Consider the following 19,414-nt stretch of genomic DNA (forward strand, 5'->3'; position numbering starts at 1 on the left):
TAGCAGGTTTTCCAATGATAGATAAATTATTTACGAACAGCGATCGCTTCGATCTCGATTTTTACATCTTTCGGTAAACGGGCAACTTCAACGCAAGAGCGTGCTGGGAATGGTGCATTATGCTGCTTGAAAAACTCTTCATAAGTTGCATTTACGGTTGCGAAATCGTTCAAATCTTTCACAAATACCGTGGTTTTCACGATATTGGCAGCGCTAAGGCCTGCTTTTTCTAAGATAGCTGCCACGTTTGCGAGTGATTGACGAGTTTGTGCCGCGATATCTTCAGGCACTTCACCTGTTTTTGGATCAACAGGGATCTGGCCAGATGTAATGACCATACTGCCTAAGTCAACACCTTGAACATAAGGGCCAATAGCTGCCGGTGCGTTTTCTGTACTGATTTCGTATGACATAAATACTCCGTTTAATCAGGTAAAAAAGTGGTAACTTTCGCTTATAGAAGTTCAGTATAAAGCTTTGAAGCTCACATACAAAGCCGTGGTCACACGAATCTCATTTATTGGTTATTAATAACGGCGTCTCTGTCGAACTCTTTTTCACAAAATTTACAGGTTAGCGCCACTTCTTTGCCCATTTTTTTCACCTTAAAGCTACTAGACACTGGCTCATTATGGCTAATACAGTTACTATTTGGGCAAATCAATACATTGTCGATATATTCAGGTAATCGTAACTCTAATTTTTCAACCACTTGGTAGTCTTCGATACGATTAACGGTTGCTTCTGGTGCATACATCGCTAATTGGTTGGCTTGCTCTGGTGTCAAAAAAGTATTTTCGATTTTGATTAAATCTTTTTTCCCCAAGTTATTCGAGGGTAAATTTAAACCGATGGTAATGCGCTCATCTGTTAAGGTGAGTTTAAATAGACTCAATAGCTTAAAACCAATTTGAGCAGGAATATGGTCGATGACAGTGCCACAACTAATTGCTTCAACTTGTAATTTATGATCGTGTGTCATGATGTGTTTCTCCTCAGATGGCCAATTCTTTATTTAAAACCAGAGACAACAAAGCTTGCCTTGCGAAAATGCCGTTACCCGCTTGTTGGAAATAGTAGGCGTAAGGGGTCTTATCAACATCAACAGTGATTTCATCAACGCGCGGTAATGGATGTAAAACTTTAAGATTGGGTTTGGCATCTTGTAAATCTGTGGCACGGAGTACAAATTGCGCTTTGACATTGGCATATTCAGACGGGTCTAAACGTTCTTTCTGTACTCGTGTCATATAAAGGATATCCAACTCAGGCAGCACTTCATCAATATTGTTATGTAAGCTGTATGTGGAGCCTTTTTCTTCAAGAAGATGCAGGATATGGATTGGCATAGATAGCGCTTCTGGCGCAATAAAATAAAAGTGATTGCCTTCAAATTTAGAGAGGGCTTGTGTCAGTGAATGGACTGTTCTGCCGTATTTTAAATCACCCACCATTGCGACTTGTAGGTTTTCAAGACGACCTTGGGTTTCTTGGATAGTAAAGAGGTCGAGTAGTGTTTGTGTTGGATGTTGGTTTGAACCATCACCAGCATTGATAATGGGAATTTCCCCCGCAAATTGGCTGGCTAAGCGTGCAGCACCTTCTTGTGGGTGGCGCATCACGATAGCATCGACATATTGGCTGATCACCGAAATGGTATCTGCGAGTGTTTCACCTTTTTTCCCCAGTGACGTGTTGGTGCTGTCAGAAAACCCCACAACAGATGCTCCTAGGCGGTGAATTGCGGTCTCAAAGGATAAACGTGTGCGAGTCGACGCTTCGAAGAAACAACTGGCGATGACTTTATGTTTTAAAAATTCTGGCTGAGGTTGCTGTTTTAGGGAGGCAGCCACTTTGAGCACAAGTTCAAGGTCGGTGCGATCTAAATCATTAATTGAGATTATGTCGCGTAGGTATAGAGGGTTCGGCATCGTTGTTCTCCTGTGTCAGCAAGACGTATAAGGTGAAAGGCCAAAAAAAAGCCCCTCAATGAGGGGCTTTTCTTGAAATACGGAGGGGAAAAACAGGCTGTCCAGACCGCCAGAAGGCAGTGCAGTGGAGGTGTTCTTTGAAACAAATAGAGCAACAGCGTTCATGTTTTCTCCCGGCAAATTGTGGCGCATTATACGCGTGTCTTTTCATGACGCAAGCGTTTGCATACAGAAAAATAGATTTTTTTGCGTCTAAGTCCACTTACGTTTCCAGTTATTTTGTATAAAAACAGTCAAATCAGAGAGATATTTGTCATTGACTGAGTCGCTTAGCGAGTCGTTCTAATTTAACCATCAATAACACCCTGACCTTTATCTAAAATATCAGGCTCATACATCTGCCACCATGCTTTTTCTTTGAGGTAAATTTCGTTAAACGGATCACCCTGTTGGGGTAGCAATAAATCCGTCACTCCATTAGGACTGCCTTTTTCTATCCGCAATCACGGCTGACCATGATTATATTTCGGAGAAGGTAAGAGTTGCAGAGGTGCTGGAGATTGCGCTAACACCGACATTATGCGCATAGCACTCATGCCCAGCACTAATTCCATCGGCATCGAATGCTCCCCAAGAGCTGCCAAGAAGAGACAGCTCGAATAAATTGATATTTTTTGAGTTTTTATGGAGTATCGGTGCATATTCAATAAACCAACGATAATTTGTCGAGCGATGAACCGACATACCGTGTTTGGCCAGCATATCACTGACTTTAGTGACATGACTTTTCCTAAAGAAGCGAGCAATGACCTTAATGTCGTTCACTTCGACAATTTTTGCAACAAGCCCACAAAAAGTGCAGTTTATCCTATAATCAACGCATCAAATACTCGACCGTCTCCTTTCACTTAAAATCAAGTTTCTTGATATTTATTCGAGGATTAAGCTTGTGTCGACCCTCTAGTAACAACTTTTAACGTAACGAACTGTTTTTCTATGATTTGTGGATTATTTGATATTTTTTCCAATAGCATTTTGATAGCGATTTCCCCTATGTATTGAGTCGGAATTTGTACGGTAGATAATTCTGGGTTCAAATAGCTGCAAAGATCTGTGTCATTGAATCCTATTACTGCCACATCGTTAGGAATATGAATGTTCAGGTGTTTTGCTGCCCGATAGATAGCGCCTGCTAAAATATCGTCATCACAAAAAACAATATTGGGTTTTTGCTGCAGTAATATCTCTGCATTCTCAGTTGATTGCGCGAGATTGAATGATGAATACACGATATGTTTAGATTTTTCTGGATTTTCTAATGAATTGAATTGCTGATCAAAAAGTTCATGCCGCGTTAAGAAGTGTTGCCTTGGAAGATCAATTCTAAAAGAACCAACTCTGAATCGTTTCATTTTACTTGCAATGTAAAATATAGATTCGATCGCTTTTTTTACCTCTAAGCAAATATCGTTGTTTTTTTCGTCATCAGACTCAATAAATATCAGTTTTTCTCGGTAATATCTTAATAATTCGATGTTTTTCTTGTCACATGAGTAAATTATACCGCCACTGATAAGCTTACTTTGAAATAATGATATTAGATGCTCATGCCATTGTTTGTTAGCATAACTATCTAAAAGAATTAAAGAATAACCAGATTTGGTTGCGAAAATTTCTGCTGCGTGAACAACTTTTGCAAAATAAGGTTGCTGAATATCTGGGACAATAAAGGCGATAGTCTTAGAATTCCCACTGCGTAAAACTTGCGCATTAATATTGGGATGATAACCAAGTTCTTTTGCAACGCTGAGAATTTTTTCGCGCGTTTTATCAGATACTCTGCCATGATAACGACCACTGAATACGAGAGATACTGTTGATTGTGATACATTCGCTAAACGGGCGACATCTTTGCTATTAACCGTAGACATTTCCTCTCCAACAATAAAAAACATAATCAATAGATAAATAATAATATATTCTTATATCAAATAGGTAATGACCGCATGTATTAATACTAAGGGATAAAACCTATTTGAGCCTACTAATTTATCAGTATTCTTCAATGATATGATCACCATCAAGTCATACGTATAACCTATTGTGAAGTACATCACTTTATTCTTACTAGTTAGTGAGTATATTAATTGAACATGATAAGCGTTTATGGGATAGACTGTGATTAATTTAAGTTAAAAAATATTTTTAAGTGCAATGCCTCGGCTCCCATAATAAATAAGTGTATTTATATATTATTTCGTGAGGTAAAAAGACTATCATGAGTATAATCACTCGATTAAAAATAGTTTCATTTTTACAGTTTTTCATATGGGGCTCTTGGTTAGTTACCTTTGCATCATATATGCTCAATACCCTTCATTTTAAAGGTGGGGATGTAGGGTTAATATTTAGCACACTAGGAATAGCATCATTATGCTCACCTATTTTAATCGGTCTAATAGCAGATAAAATCAACAATAGAAAATTAGTTTATGTCACAACTCATTTGATATCAGCATTTTTTCTAATTCTAATGGCGCATAGTTCTTCATTTAGCTTACTTTTTTTAATGACATTGTTTCATCTTCTTTTTTATATGCCAACAATGTCGATATGCAATAGCATAATTTTTGAAACTATTGGTAAGGAAAAATTAAATTCAGAAGAATATTTTCCTAAAATTAGAGTGTATGGGACGGTTGGGTTTATATCCGCAATGTGGATAATTAGTTTATTGGAATTAGAAACTAGCTATTATCAACTGTACATTGCTGCAATTGCTTCTGTTATTTTGAGTATTTATTCTATTGTTTTTATCTCAATAAATAATCACAGTAAATCTGTAATAGATGCTCCTCATGCTTTTGAATTTAGCGACTTAAAAATTCTATTTGGAAAGCCTCAAGTGGTTGTTTTTCTGTTTTTTTCTATGCTCTTAGGATCTGTTTTACAGATCACAAATACATTAGGCGTACCTTTTTTACAAGACCTTTCTGAATTACCTGAAGCCAAAAATTCAATTTTTTCAGCGCATCCGACAATATTCTTATCAATATCGCAATTTTCTGAGGTCTTGTTTATATTGCTACTCCCATTGTTATTAAGGCACATAAAAATAGAGAAAATTTTATTACTAAGTATGATTGCGTGGATATTACGTTTTGGATTATTTGCTTATGGCGATTTTACATATATAGGAACCATGGTGTTATTTCTTTCTATGATAATTTATGGTTGTGCATTTGATTTTTTTAATATATCTGGTTCTTTATTTTTGGAAAAAGAAATAACCCCGGAATTTCGATCTACCGCGCAAGGTGTATTTACTACATTGGTTAATGGTTTTGGTACTTTTTTAGGGGCAATACTGAGTGGTTGGGTATTAGACCTTAATACAACGAATGGTGTTGTTGATTGGAAAATGTTCTGGATTATATTCACTAGTTATACGCTTGTATTTACACTAGCTTATGTGGTCTATCTGATTTTTACAAAAAACAATGTTAAAAAAATTCATGTTTAATAAAAATGTAAAATTTTTGAGGTATATATTATGTTAGATATCGATCAGTACTCTATTCAAGATATGAGTTTGGCAGAACTTGGGATGAAGCGTATTAATTGGGCAAAAACACATATGCCTATTATGAAGCATTTAATAAAAAGACTTGAACAGGAACAGCCTTTTAAAGGAATGACTATTGGCATTTGTTTGCATGTTGAAGCGAAAACAGGAGTATGGCTTGAAGCTTTAACAAAAGGTGGCGCAAGAATTGCCATTACAGGCTCTCCTGGTTCGACACAGGATGAAACAGCCGCAGCATTGGTTAAGTATATGAATGTCAGTGTTTTTGCGAGAAGAAACGAGTCATTTGAGGATCATATTACCTATTGTAAAAAGGTATTAGAAATGAACCCTTGCATCATTGCTGATAATGGCGCTGATTTGCATGAACTAGTCCTGACTGATCCTAAATTTAAGTCGTTACAAAAGACAATTATTGGTGCAACTGAAGAGACAACAACAGGGGCAAATCGTTTACGAGAAAACTTTGTTTCTCAACTTTGGCCAACACTCATTATTAATGATACTCAGTCTAAGCGAATTATAGAAAACAGATATGGCGTCGGTTCATCAGTTGTTGAAAGTATTGCTCATGCGACTAATGTGATGATACACGGTAAAAAGGTTGTCGTTATCGGATATGGATATTGTGGTTCTGGTGTAGCGCAGCGCTTCAGAGGAATGGGGGCTCATGTTACTGTTGTTGACACAAATCCACTGACTCGGTTGGAGGCACATTTAGAAGGTTTTCAGACCGCGGAACTTTTGGATACTTTGTGTGATGCTGATTTTGTTGTCAGTGTAGTGGGACGAGATAACATACTGACCTCGAAGCATTTTACGGCAATGAAAGATAATGTCATTGTGGCAAATGCAGGGCACTTTCAACGTGAAGTTGATATAAAAGCGCTGAATTCCATCACATCTAGTTGCGAAGACGTCACGCCTAATATCAACAGATACCAACTGAAAACAGGTAAAAATATATTTTTAATGTCTGATGCAAATTTAGTCAATTTATCCGCAGGTAATGGTAATCCTATTGAAGTGATGGATTTAGGGCTGGCGCTACAAACATTAAGCTTAGAAAAAATAGCACTCAGTAGTAAAACATTAAAAAATATCCCACAACCAGTTCCTTTTGATATAGAAATGAAAGTGGCGCAACTCGCCTGTGATAATTGGATCACGCATTAATTTGAGTCAAGGCGTAATGACTTAATAAACATTAATGTTTAGTGCAAAACAATTATTATAATAAATTAATTTTGAGATAATAATATGAAGAGAATATTGCTTGGTTCATTATTAATAAGCGTTTTAATCTCATCATCGTATGCTGATAATTTAGTTGAGGTTAATATACTCAGTACATCAGATATCCATTCTTTTATTAGTGATGATAACTATTACAGTAATACTAAAAGCGAAAATTATGGTTTGATATCATGGATAGGCACTATTGAAAAGTTTAGACGTGACCATAAAAATACTTATTTAGTTGATACTGGCGATCTTTTATCAGGAAACCCAATCGGTAATCATGTCATTAAACGTTATAATCAGAATGATGTCTATTATAATATTTCTCCTATTATATGCAGCTTGAATGCCCTAAATTATGATGTCGCAACTCCAGGTAATCATGATTTTGATAATGGCGTTGATTTTTTAAAGAAGTCTTATTCAGGTGCAAACTTTCCTGTGGTTTTAAGTAATGTTATTGATAAAGAAAAACAGGAAAGCCTTTATCCTGAGTATATTATAAAAGAAAAAAATGTAATCGATGACGTAGGTAAAAATCACTTATTGAAAATTGCTTACATAGGCTTGGTTCCTCCGCAAACAATGCTTTTTAATAAAAGTAAACTGGAAAATAAAATTATATTTTTTGATATGCTAGAATCTGCCAATAGCGCAGCAGATAAGGCTAGAAAGGATGGTGCAGATCTTGTAATTGCTTTATCCCATTCAGGGATTGATGTATCACCAATTGAATATGGAATGGAGAATGTAGCATATTATCTTGCAAGAAATCCAAATATTGATGGTGTTTTATTTGGTCATACTCATGAAATATTTCCTTCTAAAAAAACGATAGCGCATGAAAATATTAATATTGAATCAGGAAAAATATTTGATAAGCCAGCCGCACAACCAGGGAAATGGGGGGAGTCAGTATCTGCAATAACCTTTAACCTTGAAAAAAAGAATGGGCAATGGCTTATAAAAAGTAGTAAAGGTTATCAGTTAGAAAAAAGTGATGTGCCTGCTGCGGAAAATACTATTAAAAGTGTATTATCATGTATAAATGATACAGAAATAGACTTAAAAAAAGATTTAGATAAGGAGGTCAGTCTTGATCAATTTAAAATTGATAATAATTTTAATTTAATAGGAAATGAAAGTTTAACAACACTCCTTGTTGATTCAATTCATGATTATATGAAAAATTACACAAATGAAAATGATAAGCTGCTTGTTTCTATTTCACCTTCTTTTTCATTAAATGACGATAATTATATCATTGATATACAGGATAGAAAGCTTACGAATAGAGACTTAAATCAAATTTTCTACCCTGCTTATTTATCCGCCTTAAGAGTAAATAAACAGCAGATAATTGAATGGTTAGAAATGAGCTCAAATATATACAACTCCCCTGATGGTGACTCTACTCCTTTGATAAATAATCAGTTTCATAGTTTTCTATTTTACCCAATAATAGGGTTGACATATGATGTAAATATTAGCAATCAGCCGTTATACGACTTGTCTGGTAAGCGGAATGAACAGGTGAAAAAAGGAAGGATATCTAATATTCGTTATAATGGTATAGAAATAACGGACGAAGATTCCTTTATTATTGTTGCTAGTAAATATGCGCCTTTTTTTCAAAATAATAAAGATAGCCCTTATTTAGATATTGGAAATGAAAGAAATATTGATATTTTCAGTAAATATATTTCCTCACACCATGAATATTCTAAACCTAAAAATAATTATCGCATAATTTCTGACTTACCAGTACAAATGCATTTAGTATTACCGCATTACACAGACAAGTCAGCGACGTTCTTATGGAATAATCAATATGAACTGAAGTTGAATAGCCAAGATAAAAAGTGGATGACTTACCAAATAAAAATAAGCAAGTGACATTTGGAGACTATTTTAGGTCGTTGAGAATGGCTAAGGTAGTCTCCATTTTTAGTTGACCGTTACAGCTTACCTGTATTTAAAGTTTTTGGTTGCCGTTCGGTCGGATACTATTGGATTGCGAGTGATGATTTAGCGGCGGGTGGTCGCCTTGGCTCATGGATGGCGCTACAAAATGTCATTGAATTGGGTATCGATTCAGTTGCCCATTGCATTAAGGTTGATGATGCGGCACCGGGTATTGAAGAAGGGCGTAATGCGGGCATGTGGAGTGTTGGTCTTGCTTTATCAGGTAATGAGTTTGGTAAAACATGGGATGAATATCAAAGCATGTCAGCCGATGACACCACACAATTACGCCAGCAAGCAGCTAATAAATTATTTACTGCGGGGGCGCATTATGTGATAGGTACATTAGCTGAGCTACCTGATCTTATAGAGAAGATAAATATTCGACTGGCTAATGGCGAAAGACCTTAAGTCACCGTATCGCTGATTTCAATTAGGCTGAGTTCGAGTCTGTGCGATATTGTGGTGCCTATTACCTCAACTTTTATGAGTAGGCACCACCGACCTAAGCCACTCAATTAAATAACACCACGAGGTAATTCAGGTGCTAATGTTGCAACCATTACCGCTTTGATTGTGTGTAAACGGTTTTCTGCTTCATCGAACACAATGCTGTAAGGGGATTCAAAAACCTCTTCCGTGACTTCCAAACCTCCCCACATATCAAACTCTTTAGCGAGTTGTGCGCCAAGGGTAGTATCTTCATTATGAAATGCAGGTAAACAATGTAGGAATTTGACATCTGGGTTACCAGTGAGCTTAATGACATCCATATTCACTTGATATGGCTTAAGTAAATGAATTCGTTCAGCCCAGACTGCTTTTGCTTCACCCATTGACACCCAAACGTCGGTATACAGGAAATCTGCACCTTTGACCCCTTCAGCGACATCCTCAGTGAGCGTGATTTTCCCTCCCGTTTTCAGTGCCGCTTTTTGGCAAATTTCAACTAATTCAGCTTCCGGCCAGCAACTTTTGGGTGCAACTAAACGCACGTCCATCCCCGTCAGTGCGGCGGCTTCTAGCATGGAATTCCCCATGTTGTTACGCGCATCGCCTAAATAAGCAAATTTAATTTCGGATAGAGGCTTGTTCGGTTGATGTTCTCGGATAGTGAGTAAGTCGGCTAATAACTGTGTGGGATGGAATTCATTCGTTAATCCATTCCATACAGGCACTCCCGAATGTGTTGCTAAGGTTTCAACCGTTGACTGACTAAACCCCCGATATTGAATACCATCATACATCCGACCAAGCACTCTCGCGGTATCTTTCATGGTCTCTTTATGCCCGATTTGACTACCGGAAGGGCCAAGGTAAGTCACTCTAGCTCCTTGATCAAACGCTCCAACTTCAAAGGCGCAGCGTGTGCGTGTAGAGTCTTTTTCAAAGATAAGGGCAATATTTTTACCCGCGAGTAGCGGTTTTTCGAGGCCAGCTTTCTTCTGTGCTTTCAGCCATGCTGACAGTTTCAATAATGAATGAATTTCGTTAGGTGTAAAATCAAGTAACCTAAGAAAATGCTTTTTATAGAAGGGGTTCATAAAATTCAGCCTTTTTTATTTGAATTAATATTCAATTTATATTCATAAAAATTCAAAATCAACCCCCAATAGAAAAGAAATTATTCATTCAGGTATGGTGTCACTGGCAGCCCTATGGGAGAATGGCCTAGAGACTAGCGATAATGAAAAAAGAGGTGTGGATATGGTGGATAAAGCTGAGTTAGAGGCACAATACGAAGAAACGCGTCTAATTATTGAAGAGTTACTGGAAGATGGCAGTGATCCTGATGCATTGTATGCAATTGAACACCATTTCTCAGCAGACAATTTTGAACTACTAGAAAAAGCAGCGGTAGAAGCCTTTAAATTAGGCTATGAAGTCACTGATGCGGAAGAGCTGGAAGTCGAAAATGGTGTGACGCTAATGTGTTGTGATGTGATCAGCGAAAGTGCACTTAATGCAGAGTTGATCGATGCGCAAGTTGAACAGTTGATGAAGTTAGCTGAAAAATTAGGTATCAACTATGATGGTTGGGGAACTTACTTTGAAGACCCTGATGCTGAATATGATGACGAAGACGAAGACGGCGAAGAAGGTGGAGAACGTTTCCATTAATTCGGCAAAGGCTGTAATTTAAACCGTGTAATTGCCTGCTTTTGATATGTTGATCCTAACAACAAAGCAGGCACATGATGACCGAAAAATAGTTAACGATTCAATCCATATCCTAAATAACTGGCTAACATGGCATATCTATCTTAGTCAGCCAGCTATCAATAAACCTTTCTTAAGCTGGATCTGCTGGGTACCCTGCTGTACTGAGTGCGGTACGGAAAATACTTTCATCAATACGGCTGTTGATCTGCACTTTTTTCGTCGCAGGGTCTGCTTCAACCTGTGCTTGCGCATCAATATCTAATACCACTTTTTTGATTGATTTCGCGCAGCCATCACAAGCCATTTTTGGGATAGTTAAATTAATCATTTTTATACTCCTATTATCAATACGTTAATCAATATAAAGCTTCCCCCTATTGGAAGGTCAATCAATTTTTTACCATACGCATTGAGAAATTATCGAATCGACGATTTTTAGCTGGCGGCGTCTCATCGCGCTTTGTTGGGTTCACTAAATTTTCAATGATCGGACAATCAGGTTTATTGTCGCCATGGCAATGTTGAGTCAGTGTTTCTAATGTTTTAGCGATAGCTTGTAGTTCATTGATTTTTCTTTTTAGCTCGGAAAGATGGGTGAGTGCCATCGCCTTAACATCGGCGCTAGTGCGTTCTCTATCCCGCCATAAGTACAGTAAAACAGAAATTTGTTCAGTGGAAAAACCGAGTGCTCGAGCGCGGCGGATAAGATTAAAGCTATCGACATCGGATTGATTGTAATAACGGTATCCTGCATCGGTACGCTTAGCCTTGGGGAGCAAACCTGTTTGTTCATAATAACGGATCATTTTTGCTGAGATACCAGAAAGTTTGGCTGCTTGACCAATATTCATAATTTTACCTCTCCAACAGTATGATACCCCTTGAAACAAGGTGCTTATGACTTCTCTTTTGCCCGTTTAAGAGCGGCGATAATGTTTGGTTTTTGTGAGGCAAAAGTGCCGTAAAATAGATGCTCTCCAATTAGGGTAATTGGCGCGACACGTACGCCAGTACGCGCCTTCGCCTCGGCCATAATTTGTGGGTCGGTCAGATCCCGCTCGTCAAATGTAAGTTGCTCTTTAACCAACCACTCTTTGAGCAATTGGCAATCGGGGCAGGTGGGGGTGGTGTAAATTGTAATTTTAGGTTGAGATGTCAGCGCCATCATGTTCTCCTTTCGATTGGTATAGCCAGACCTGAGCAAGGCCTGGCTTGTCGATTGTTTATTGAGTGATGCCTTCTTTCATCGGTGCTTGGAAGCGTTTAAGACGTAAGGCGTTACCTAATACAAAGACGCTAGAAAGAGCCATTGCCGCCGCCGCTAAAATCGGTGAAAGCAAAGTGCCATTAATTGGGTACAGTAAGCCTGCTGCCACTGGGATCAAGAGCGCGTTATAAGCGAACGCCCAAAATAGGTTTTGTTTTATATTACGGATAGTCGCTTGGCTTAAGGCAATTGCATCGACAACACCACGCAAATCACCTGACATCAAGACCACATCTGCCGCTTCAATGGCGACGTCTGTTCCCGTACCGATAGCCAACCCAACATCGGCTTCGGCAAGTGCAGGAGCATCGTTAATACCATCTCCCACAAAGGCGACTTTATTGCCATTACTACGGAACTGTTTTAGTGCTGCGACTTTGCCGTCAGGCAGTACTTCGGCAGCCACTTCATCAATACCGAGTTGCTTAGCGATTGCAGCAGCCGTTGCCGCATTATCACCGGTGATCATCGCCACTTTTAAGCCTAATGAATGTAAGGCTTTAATCGCTTCTGGGGTGGTCTCTTTTATTGGGTCAGCAACGGCAATAATTGCTGCTAAACGCCCATCAATTGCCGCATACAGCGGGCTTTTGCCTTGTTCGCCTAAACGTAATGCGGTTGGTTGGAAATGGCTCACTTCTAAGCCGAGTTGTTTCATAAAGCGATCAGCCCCGACAGAAACTGAACGGCCTCCTACTTTCGCTGAAACACCAAACCCAGGTACAGCTTCAAACTCTTCGATTGCGGCAAATGAAATCCCTTTTTCTTTTGCGGCAGCCACAATGGCTTCGGCTATCGGATGCTCGGAGCGGGTTTCAATCGCAGCAACTAAGGCTAAAACTTCATCATATTCAAATCCTTCTGCTGGAACGAGATCGGTTAATTCAGGGCGACCTTTTGTTAACGTACCGGTTTTATCCAGAGCGACGACACTGACATCACGCAGAGCTTGTAAGGCTTCACCTTTACGGAAAAGAACACCTAATTCCGCTGCACGACCAGTACCGACCATAATAGATGTTGGTGTCGCAAGGCCCATCGCACACGGACATGCAATAATCAATACCGCAACGGCGTTGATCAGAGCAAAGGTGAGCGCAGGATCTGGGCCAAAAATCAACCAAATAAAGAATGTGATAACCGCACCTGCCATGACCGCTGGCACAAACCACATCGTGACTTTATCCACTAATGCTTGGATTGGTAGTTTGGATCCTTGCGCTTCTTCAACTAAGCGAATAATTTGTGCTAATACGGTGTTTGAACCAATTTGGGTCACACGGAAACTGAATGCCCCTGTTTTATTGATAGTACCGCCGACAACCTCAGAGCCTATTTCTTTTGAGACAGGAACCGGTTCACCGGTGATCATGCTTTCATCGACATAAGAAGCCCCTTCGATAACAACACCATCAACAGGAATTTTTTCACCCGGACGAACGAAAACAATGTCGTCGGTGGCGACTTCATCGAGTGGAATTTCGATCATTTTGCCATCACGTTCCACTCGCGCTGTTTTGGCTTGTAAGCCAACAAGGCGTTTAATGGCTTGAGACGTCTTCCCTTTTGCTCGCGCCTCCAATGTGCGACCAAGCAGAATTAATGTCACGATAACGACCGCGGCTTCGAAATACACATTCGCAGTGCCAACGGGCAGAATTTGTGGCATAAAGGTGGCAACAACGGAATAGCCGTAAGCGGCTGCCGTACCGACTGCAACCAGTGAGTTCATATCCGGTGCAGCACGCAGCAACGCGGGAACCCCTTTTTGGAAAAAGCGCAAGCCTGGGCCGAATAAAACGAGAGTGGCTAACACAAATTGGATATACCAATTGAGTTGCTGACCGAGAGTATTTGCAACCCAATGATGAATACCCGGAATAAAGTGAGAGCCCATTTCAATAATAAATACTGGTAGCGTAAATATTGCGGCAGTAAATAGTGAACGGCGCAGTGAACGCTCCTCTTGTTCACGACGTTCATCCGCTTGCTCATTCACATTGGTGCTGGCATCGGATAAGCGACGAGGCTTATAACCGGCTTGAACAACGGCAGCTTCTAAGTCAGCGACGGTGACGGCTCCAGACAAATGGCGAATGCGAGCGCGCTCGGTGGCTAAATTGACACTCGCTTCAATAACACCGGGTATTTGAGTAAGTGCTTTTTCAACACGACCAACACAAGATGCACACGTCATCTCTTCAATGGCTAATTCTGTGATTTCTTCTCTGACTTTATAGCCTGAACTTTCAATCGCACGGATCGCGGCGTCTACATCAACATGCTCTTTAAATGTAATGTCTGCACGTTCAGTTGCTAAGTTCACGACGGCGGTATCAATATTATCGACCGCTTTTAAGGCACGTTCGACACGGCCTACACAGGATGCACAGGTCATTCCTTCGACTGGTAAACTCAGCCTATTGGCTGAAGATTGAGATAGATTCGTAGTCATTGATTTACCCTCTTAAGTATCATCATGCGTAAAGCCTAACGTTTACCTTAAGGGGAAGGTCAAGCATTTTTTTTATTATTATGTTCAAAAAAGAGATAGCCACAGTCAAATGTAACTATCTCTTTGTTTTATATGCAATATAATAGGTTTGTATTATGAGTTCGCTAAACTATCGTTGTTTAGCGAACTGTTTTTGAGGTCGATTATGGGGATTTTTTACCCGCTAATTTACGTATCATCATGTAGAAAACAGGGGTTAATAGTAAACCAAATAGCGTTACACCTAGCATGCCGAAGAACACCGCAACCCCCACGGCTTGTCTCATCTCTGAACCCGCTCCCGTCGCTAAAACAAGCGGGATCACGCCAGCAATAAAGGCAAAGGATGTCATCAAAATAGGGCGTAATCGTAGATGAGCGGCTTCTGATACGGCGGCTAAAGGATCTTTTCCTTGTTTCTCTTGGGCGATCGCAAATTCAACAATCAAAATCGCATTTTTTGCAGCAAGGCCGACCAGCACAATGAAAGCGATTTGTGTGAAGATATTATTATCTCCATTGAGCAACCATACGCCGGCAATAGCAGAAAGTAGAGCCATTGGCGCGATTAATAGTACAGAGAATGGTAATGACCAACTGTTATATTGAGCAGCCAAGATCAAGAAAGCAAATAGCACTGCTAATGGGAAAATATAGAGTGCTGAATTACCCGCTAACTGCTCTTGATAGGTTAGATCTGTCCATTCAAAGCTCATGCCCTCGGGCAATGTTTCACGTAAGATCTTCTCCATCGCATCAGTGGCTTGTCCTGAAGTAAAGCCAGGAGCCGCGTTGCCGGTGATATCGACAGAAGGGTAACCGTTATAGTGGATCACGCGATCAGGGCCATTTGTACGGGTAATCGTCACTAAGCTACTCAGAGGGATCATCTCCCCATGCTTATTACGTACCTTGATGAGTTCAATATCTTTAGGATCCATTCTAAAGGGCGTATCTGCTTGCACAATGACGCGATAGGTTCGACCAAAACGATTGAAATCATTGACGTAGAGTGATCCCAAATTAATCTGTAATGCATCAAAGATATCGGTGAGCGTAACACCTTGCGCTTTGGCTTTTTCGCGATCAATATCCACATCGATTTGTGGCGAATTGGTCTGGAAACTTGCCATCATGCCAGTTAATTCGGGGGCTTGCATTGCTTTCATCAACACTTGCTCTTGCACTTGCGCTAACGCATCAAAGCCAAGATCAGCCCTATCTTCTATTTGTACCTTAAAGCCCCCCATCGAACCCAAGCCGGGAACCGGAGGTGGAGGGAATATGCCAACAAAACCATCCGGTATTTGACTAAATTTACCCATTAGGCGTTCGGCGATGGCATTTGCTGATAGTGAAGGATCAGTACGCTCATCAAACGGTTTGAGCATTGCAAACATGAGTGCTGAATTCGGTAAGTTAACGGGGCCATTTACAGAGAGGCCAGGGAACGCTACCACGTTTTCAACACCAGGCTCCATCAGTGCGAGGCGTGACATCTCTTTCACAACCGCTTCTGTTCTATCGAGAGAAGCACCCGAAGGCAATTGCGCGACGCCAATTAAGTAATATTTATCCTGTGCAGGAACAAAGCCATTAGGAACCACTTTAAACCCGAGTGCGGTTAGCCCAACAAAGCCAAGATATAGCACAAGAATAATTAAACTTCCTCGTATGCAGCGGCGTACAATCTGAACGTATTTGTTGGATAATGCATTGAAAAAGAGATTAAATTTAGCGAAAAAGCGACTAAATATCGCATTGATAATGCGAGTCAACCAGTCTGGTTTGCTATTTTTATCATGGGGCTTCAGTAAGATAGCACTGAGAGCAGGAGATAAGGTCAATGAGTTAATCGCAGAAATAATCGTTGAAATCACGATCGTTAATGAAAATTGTCGATAAAACTCACCTTGTAAACCGGATAAAAATGCGGTTGGAATAAAAACAGCCGCTAATACTGATGTAATGGCAATAATAGGGCCTGTGACCTCTTCCATCGCTTTAAAGGCGGCTTCTTTTGGTGTTAATCCTTCCGTGATATGCCTTTCAACGTTTTCAACGACGACTATCGCGTCATCCACCACTATCCCTATTGAGATAACTAAACCGAATAGCGATAGTGTATTGAGAGAAAAGCCGAATAGGTACATAAAGGCAAATGTTCCCACGAGTGATACGGGAACAGCTACTAACGGAATGATTGATGCTCGCCAACTTTGTAAAAAGAGCACCACGACAATAACCACTAATATGGTGGCTTCAAGTAAGGTGATAGCGACCGATTTTAGTGAGGCGCTGACAAAAATAGTTGGATCGTAGGCAATTTTATAGTCGATCCCTTCGATAAAGTTAGCCTGTAAACGAGCCATGGTTTCTCGTACCGACTCCGCCACTTCCAACGCATTTGCTCCGGGGCTCATGACAATCTGTAAGCCAACCGCGTTTTGCTCATTCAGTAAGCTGCGAAGTGAATAATTATCGGCACCTAGCTCTAATCGAGCGACATCTTTTAAATAGGTCGACTGCCCATCTTCGCCTGTTTGAATAATAATATTGCCAAATTGCTCTTCGGTTGTGAGTCGACCAAGTGCATTGACGCTGATTTGAAATGAGGACGTTGAGTTCGGCTGCTGCCCAATCGAACCTGTAGCGACTTGAATATTTTGTTCGCGAATAGCCGTAACGATATCATTTGCCGTTAAGCCTAATGATGCGACTTTTGTGGGATCAATCCATGCTCGCATCGCATATTCACCTTCCCCCCAAACTAATGCGCTGGCAACACCGGGTAATCTAGCAATTTCATCACGCACATTGAGTAAAGTGTAATTAGAGACAAACAGTGGGTCATAGACATTATTGGGTGAGTACATATGGACGACCATTAGGACATCCGGTGACGTTTTTTCCGTTGTGACGCCAATTTGTTGAACTTCTTGAGGCAAGCGAGGAATGACGCGCGAAACTAAGTTTTGCACTTGAATTTGTGCAATATCGGGGTCGACATCTTGCCTAAAAGAGATGGTCAGTACCATTTTTCCATCGGTCGACATTTGCGAGCTCATATAGAGCATGCCTTCTACCCCATTAACCGCTTGTTCGATGGGGGAGGCCACCGTATCAGCAATCACCTTGGGTGTTGCACCTGGATAACTGGCGATAACCTGAACCGTAGGGGGAGTCACGGATGGATATTCGCTTAGGGGCAATTTATAAAAGCTCAAAATCCCTGCTATCAATATAAATATTGATAAGACCATGGCAAAGATAGGGCGCTGTATAAAGAAACGGGGAAAATTCATTATCTGTTTTCCTCTATTTCATCTGAAGGTTGATGTTGAGTTTGGTGAGGCTCTTTTGTTGATGAAGGCTCCATTGAGGTGTATTCAGGCATCACCGCCATACCCGGTCTAACAAGGCCTTTAATAATGACCTTTTCACCCGCAGTTAAACCCTCATTGATCACTCTAAGGCCATCAACTAGGGCACCTAACTGGACAGGGCGATATTCAGCTTGGTTATTGTTATCAAGAACCAAGACATAGTTTTGCCCTTGATTAGAGCCGATTGCTTGGTCATCAATTAAAATGGTGGTTTTTTTAGGGCCGGTAGGAAGTTGTGCACGAATAAAAGCGCCGGGAATCAGTTTCCCCTCTTTGTTAGCAACGACGGCGCGCACTTTTACTGTGCCTGTTGTCCGCTCTATTTGGTTACCAACAAAATTCAGGCTTCCTAAATAGTGGGTACTTTTTTCATTCGGTAATTGTATGGTAACGGGCGGTAATGTGGCCTTAGTATTGCTTATTGTTGATGATTGTAACCCCGCTAATTGATGAAAAGTGGCTTCATCAATATCAAAATAAGCATATATTGGGTCAATTGAAACAATCGTAGTTAAACGTGTTGCACTACTGGTGTCGCCACCAGTCACTAGGTTCCCTTCAGTAATAAAGGCTCTATCGACTCGGCCTGCAATAGGGGAACGAATTTGCGTATAAGATAAATTGAGTTTGGCGGATTCTACCGCGGCTTTTGCTGATTTTACTTGTGCATTATTTGCGGTCAGCGTGGATAAGGCATCATCATAATCTTTCCGCGAAACGGCACCTTTATTTACTAATCCTTTGAGGCGTTGGTAATTTCTACTAGCTTGAGCCGCTAAGGCTTCTGCTTGGCTTAATTTTCCCTCAGCCTCAAGCAAGGCGATTTGAAATGGATGAGGGTCGATTTGGAAGAGTAAATCGCCTTTTTTAACCAGTTGCCCTTCAGGAACGTCTACAGAATTAATCCGTCCACCCACGCGAGAGCGTAAATCAACCGTTTTGGGTGAAGCTAAGTAGCCTGTAAATTCAGAAAAAGGAGTCATTTCCCGTTGGATCACTTCCGCGACAGGCACTTTAGGGAGCATCGTAGAACTTGTCGTTTCGGGTTTATTATCATTATTAGCATCTTGTGCGATAGCGAGGCCGCTTATCCCCATAGCCACAACAAATGTCGCATATATTCCGATTTTCATCTTCATAATAAACTTTACCTAATTAATTGATTTCATTGTTAGCTTTAATGTTGAATAACCAATGTTGTGTAAGGGTAAAGGTTACAGTAGTTGTAAGGTCAACAGTTTTAATGCAAGCAGGTGTGGGAATATATTGAAGGACAGTGTTTACGTTTATTTTTAATTAAATAAATTGAATACTCTCAATAAGATTATCTTAGAGATAGATATAAAAATAAGTTTGCAAAAGCCAAATAAGTTATTGACC

At 40.3% G+C, this 19,414-nt stretch carries 17 protein-coding genes and 1 pseudogene; 5 read left to right on the top strand and 13 right to left on the bottom strand.

The window, feature by feature from the left end:
- Positions 1–26: 26 nt before the first annotated feature.
- The 6 genes from ridA to PR699_RS02800 form a co-directional block, all read right to left on the bottom strand.
- A complete protein-coding gene (gene ridA, locus PR699_RS02775) occupies positions 27–413 on the bottom strand; it encodes a 2-iminobutanoate/2-iminopropanoate deaminase (RefSeq protein ID WP_004915899.1) in 387 nt (128 codons plus the stop codon).
- Between the two features lie 104 nt (positions 414–517).
- Positions 518–982 (bottom strand): aspartate carbamoyltransferase regulatory subunit, encoded by a 465-nt coding sequence (gene pyrI / locus PR699_RS02780; RefSeq protein WP_004915901.1) that lies wholly within the window; start codon positions 980–982, stop codon positions 518–520.
- Between the two features lie 13 nt (positions 983–995).
- On the bottom strand, positions 996–1,931 hold the full coding sequence (gene pyrB, locus PR699_RS02785; RefSeq protein ID WP_014657345.1) for an aspartate carbamoyltransferase: 936 nt from the start codon (positions 1,929–1,931) through the stop codon (positions 996–998).
- Positions 1,932–1,946: 15 nt separating this feature from the next.
- Positions 1,947–2,096, bottom strand: coding sequence for a hypothetical protein (locus tag PR699_RS02790; RefSeq protein WP_004915905.1), 150 nt, complete (start codon positions 2,094–2,096; stop codon positions 1,947–1,949).
- Between the two features lie 354 nt (positions 2,097–2,450).
- A complete protein-coding gene (locus tag PR699_RS02795) occupies positions 2,451–2,756 on the bottom strand; it encodes a hypothetical protein (RefSeq protein ID WP_041705148.1) in 306 nt (101 codons plus the stop codon).
- 116 nt (positions 2,757–2,872) lie between these two features.
- Positions 2,873–3,862, bottom strand: coding sequence for a LacI family DNA-binding transcriptional regulator (locus PR699_RS02800; protein WP_014657347.1), 990 nt, complete (start codon positions 3,860–3,862; stop codon positions 2,873–2,875).
- Between the two features lie 347 nt (positions 3,863–4,209).
- On the opposite strand from PR699_RS02800, the gene PR699_RS02805 reads away from it, so the two are divergent.
- The 4 genes and pseudogenes from PR699_RS02805 to PR699_RS02820 all read left to right on the top strand — a co-directional run.
- Complete coding sequence (locus tag PR699_RS02805; protein WP_014657348.1) at positions 4,210–5,454, top strand: MFS transporter; 1,245 nt, start codon at positions 4,210–4,212, stop codon at positions 5,452–5,454.
- Positions 5,455–5,484: 30 nt separating this feature from the next.
- A complete protein-coding gene (locus PR699_RS02810) occupies positions 5,485–6,693 on the top strand; it encodes an adenosylhomocysteinase (protein WP_004915914.1) in 1,209 nt (402 codons plus the stop codon).
- 84 nt (positions 6,694–6,777) lie between these two features.
- Positions 6,778–8,655, top strand: coding sequence for a metallophosphoesterase (locus PR699_RS02815; RefSeq protein ID WP_041705150.1), 1,878 nt, complete (start codon positions 6,778–6,780; stop codon positions 8,653–8,655).
- Between the two features lie 111 nt (positions 8,656–8,766).
- A pseudogene (locus tag PR699_RS02820) lies at positions 8,767–9,135 on the top strand (HAD-IA family hydrolase); the annotation flags it as partial.
- A 107-nt stretch (positions 9,136–9,242) separates the two neighbouring features.
- Here PR699_RS02820 and argF read toward each other — a convergent pair.
- Positions 9,243–10,268: an ornithine carbamoyltransferase gene (gene argF, locus PR699_RS02825; RefSeq protein WP_014657351.1), complete on the bottom strand. Its 1,026-nt coding sequence runs from the start codon at positions 10,266–10,268 to the stop codon at positions 9,243–9,245.
- Positions 10,269–10,431: 163 nt separating this feature from the next.
- Here argF and rraB point away from each other — a divergent pair, with 163 nt between their 5' ends.
- A complete protein-coding gene (gene rraB, locus PR699_RS02830; RefSeq protein ID WP_036944087.1) occupies positions 10,432–10,845 on the top strand; it encodes a ribonuclease E inhibitor RraB in 414 nt (137 codons plus the stop codon).
- 172 nt (positions 10,846–11,017) lie between these two features.
- On the opposite strand, the gene PR699_RS02835 is transcribed toward rraB, so the two are convergent.
- From PR699_RS02835 to PR699_RS02860, 6 genes are all read right to left on the bottom strand, one after another.
- Entirely contained in the window at positions 11,018–11,215 is a 198-nt protein-coding gene (locus PR699_RS02835) for a heavy-metal-associated domain-containing protein (protein ID WP_004915936.1), read from the bottom strand.
- 61 nt (positions 11,216–11,276) lie between these two features.
- On the bottom strand, positions 11,277–11,738 hold the full coding sequence (gene cueR / locus PR699_RS02840) for a Cu(I)-responsive transcriptional regulator (protein WP_014657352.1): 462 nt from the start codon (positions 11,736–11,738) through the stop codon (positions 11,277–11,279).
- A 44-nt stretch (positions 11,739–11,782) separates the two neighbouring features.
- Complete coding sequence (locus tag PR699_RS02845; RefSeq protein WP_004915940.1) at positions 11,783–12,055, bottom strand: glutaredoxin family protein; 273 nt, start codon at positions 12,053–12,055, stop codon at positions 11,783–11,785.
- Positions 12,056–12,110: 55 nt separating this feature from the next.
- The gene (locus PR699_RS02850) at positions 12,111–14,609 is read right to left on the bottom strand and encodes a heavy metal translocating P-type ATPase (protein WP_004915943.1); all 2,499 of its coding nucleotides are present in this window, start codon (positions 14,607–14,609) and stop codon (positions 12,111–12,113) included.
- A 203-nt stretch (positions 14,610–14,812) separates the two neighbouring features.
- Positions 14,813–17,953: an efflux RND transporter permease subunit gene (locus tag PR699_RS02855; RefSeq protein ID WP_014657354.1), complete on the bottom strand. Its 3,141-nt coding sequence runs from the start codon at positions 17,951–17,953 to the stop codon at positions 14,813–14,815.
- Positions 17,953–19,173, bottom strand: coding sequence for an efflux RND transporter periplasmic adaptor subunit (locus PR699_RS02860; protein WP_004915947.1), 1,221 nt, complete (start codon positions 19,171–19,173; stop codon positions 17,953–17,955). The genes PR699_RS02855 and PR699_RS02860 overlap by 1 nt, the downstream gene beginning before the upstream one ends.
- Positions 19,174–19,414: the final 241 nt, after the last annotated feature.

The organism is Providencia sp. PROV268 (assembly GCF_028477805.1).
Taxonomy (GTDB): Bacteria; Pseudomonadota; Gammaproteobacteria; order Enterobacterales; family Enterobacteriaceae; genus Providencia; species Providencia stuartii.

Excerpts from the sequence above, each read along its gene's own strand:
- PR699_RS02805 (WP_014657348.1), top strand. The coding sequence starts at position 4,210 with ATGAGTATAATCACTCGATTAAAAATAGTTTCATTTTTACAGTTTTTC.
- PR699_RS02810 (WP_004915914.1), top strand. The coding sequence starts at position 5,485 with ATGTTAGATATCGATCAGTACTCTATTCAAGATATGAGTTTGGCAGAA.
- PR699_RS02790 (WP_004915905.1), bottom strand. The coding sequence starts at position 2,096 with ATGAACGCTGTTGCTCTATTTGTTTCAAAGAACACCTCCACTGCACTG.
- cueR (WP_014657352.1), bottom strand. The coding sequence starts at position 11,738 with ATGAATATTGGTCAAGCAGCCAAACTTTCTGGTATCTCAGCAAAAATG.
- pyrB (WP_014657345.1), bottom strand. The coding sequence starts at position 1,931 with ATGCCGAACCCTCTATACCTACGCGACATAATCTCAATTAATGATTTA.
- argF (WP_014657351.1), bottom strand. The coding sequence starts at position 10,268 with ATGAACCCCTTCTATAAAAAGCATTTTCTTAGGTTACTTGATTTTACA.
- pyrI (WP_004915901.1), bottom strand. The coding sequence starts at position 982 with ATGACACACGATCATAAATTACAAGTTGAAGCAATTAGTTGTGGCACT.
- PR699_RS02800 (WP_014657347.1), bottom strand. The coding sequence starts at position 3,862 with ATGTCTACGGTTAATAGCAAAGATGTCGCCCGTTTAGCGAATGTATCA.
- PR699_RS02845 (WP_004915940.1), bottom strand. The coding sequence starts at position 12,055 with ATGATGGCGCTGACATCTCAACCTAAAATTACAATTTACACCACCCCC.
- ridA (WP_004915899.1), bottom strand. The coding sequence starts at position 413 with ATGTCATACGAAATCAGTACAGAAAACGCACCGGCAGCTATTGGCCCT.
- PR699_RS02855 (WP_014657354.1), bottom strand. The coding sequence starts at position 17,953 with ATGAATTTTCCCCGTTTCTTTATACAGCGCCCTATCTTTGCCATGGTC.
- PR699_RS02860 (WP_004915947.1), bottom strand. The coding sequence starts at position 19,173 with ATGAAGATGAAAATCGGAATATATGCGACATTTGTTGTGGCTATGGGG.
- rraB (WP_036944087.1), top strand. The coding sequence starts at position 10,432 with ATGGTGGATAAAGCTGAGTTAGAGGCACAATACGAAGAAACGCGTCTA.
- PR699_RS02815 (WP_041705150.1), top strand. The coding sequence starts at position 6,778 with ATGAAGAGAATATTGCTTGGTTCATTATTAATAAGCGTTTTAATCTCA.
- PR699_RS02850 (WP_004915943.1), bottom strand. The coding sequence starts at position 14,609 with ATGACTACGAATCTATCTCAATCTTCAGCCAATAGGCTGAGTTTACCA.
- PR699_RS02835 (WP_004915936.1), bottom strand. The coding sequence starts at position 11,215 with ATGATTAATTTAACTATCCCAAAAATGGCTTGTGATGGCTGCGCGAAA.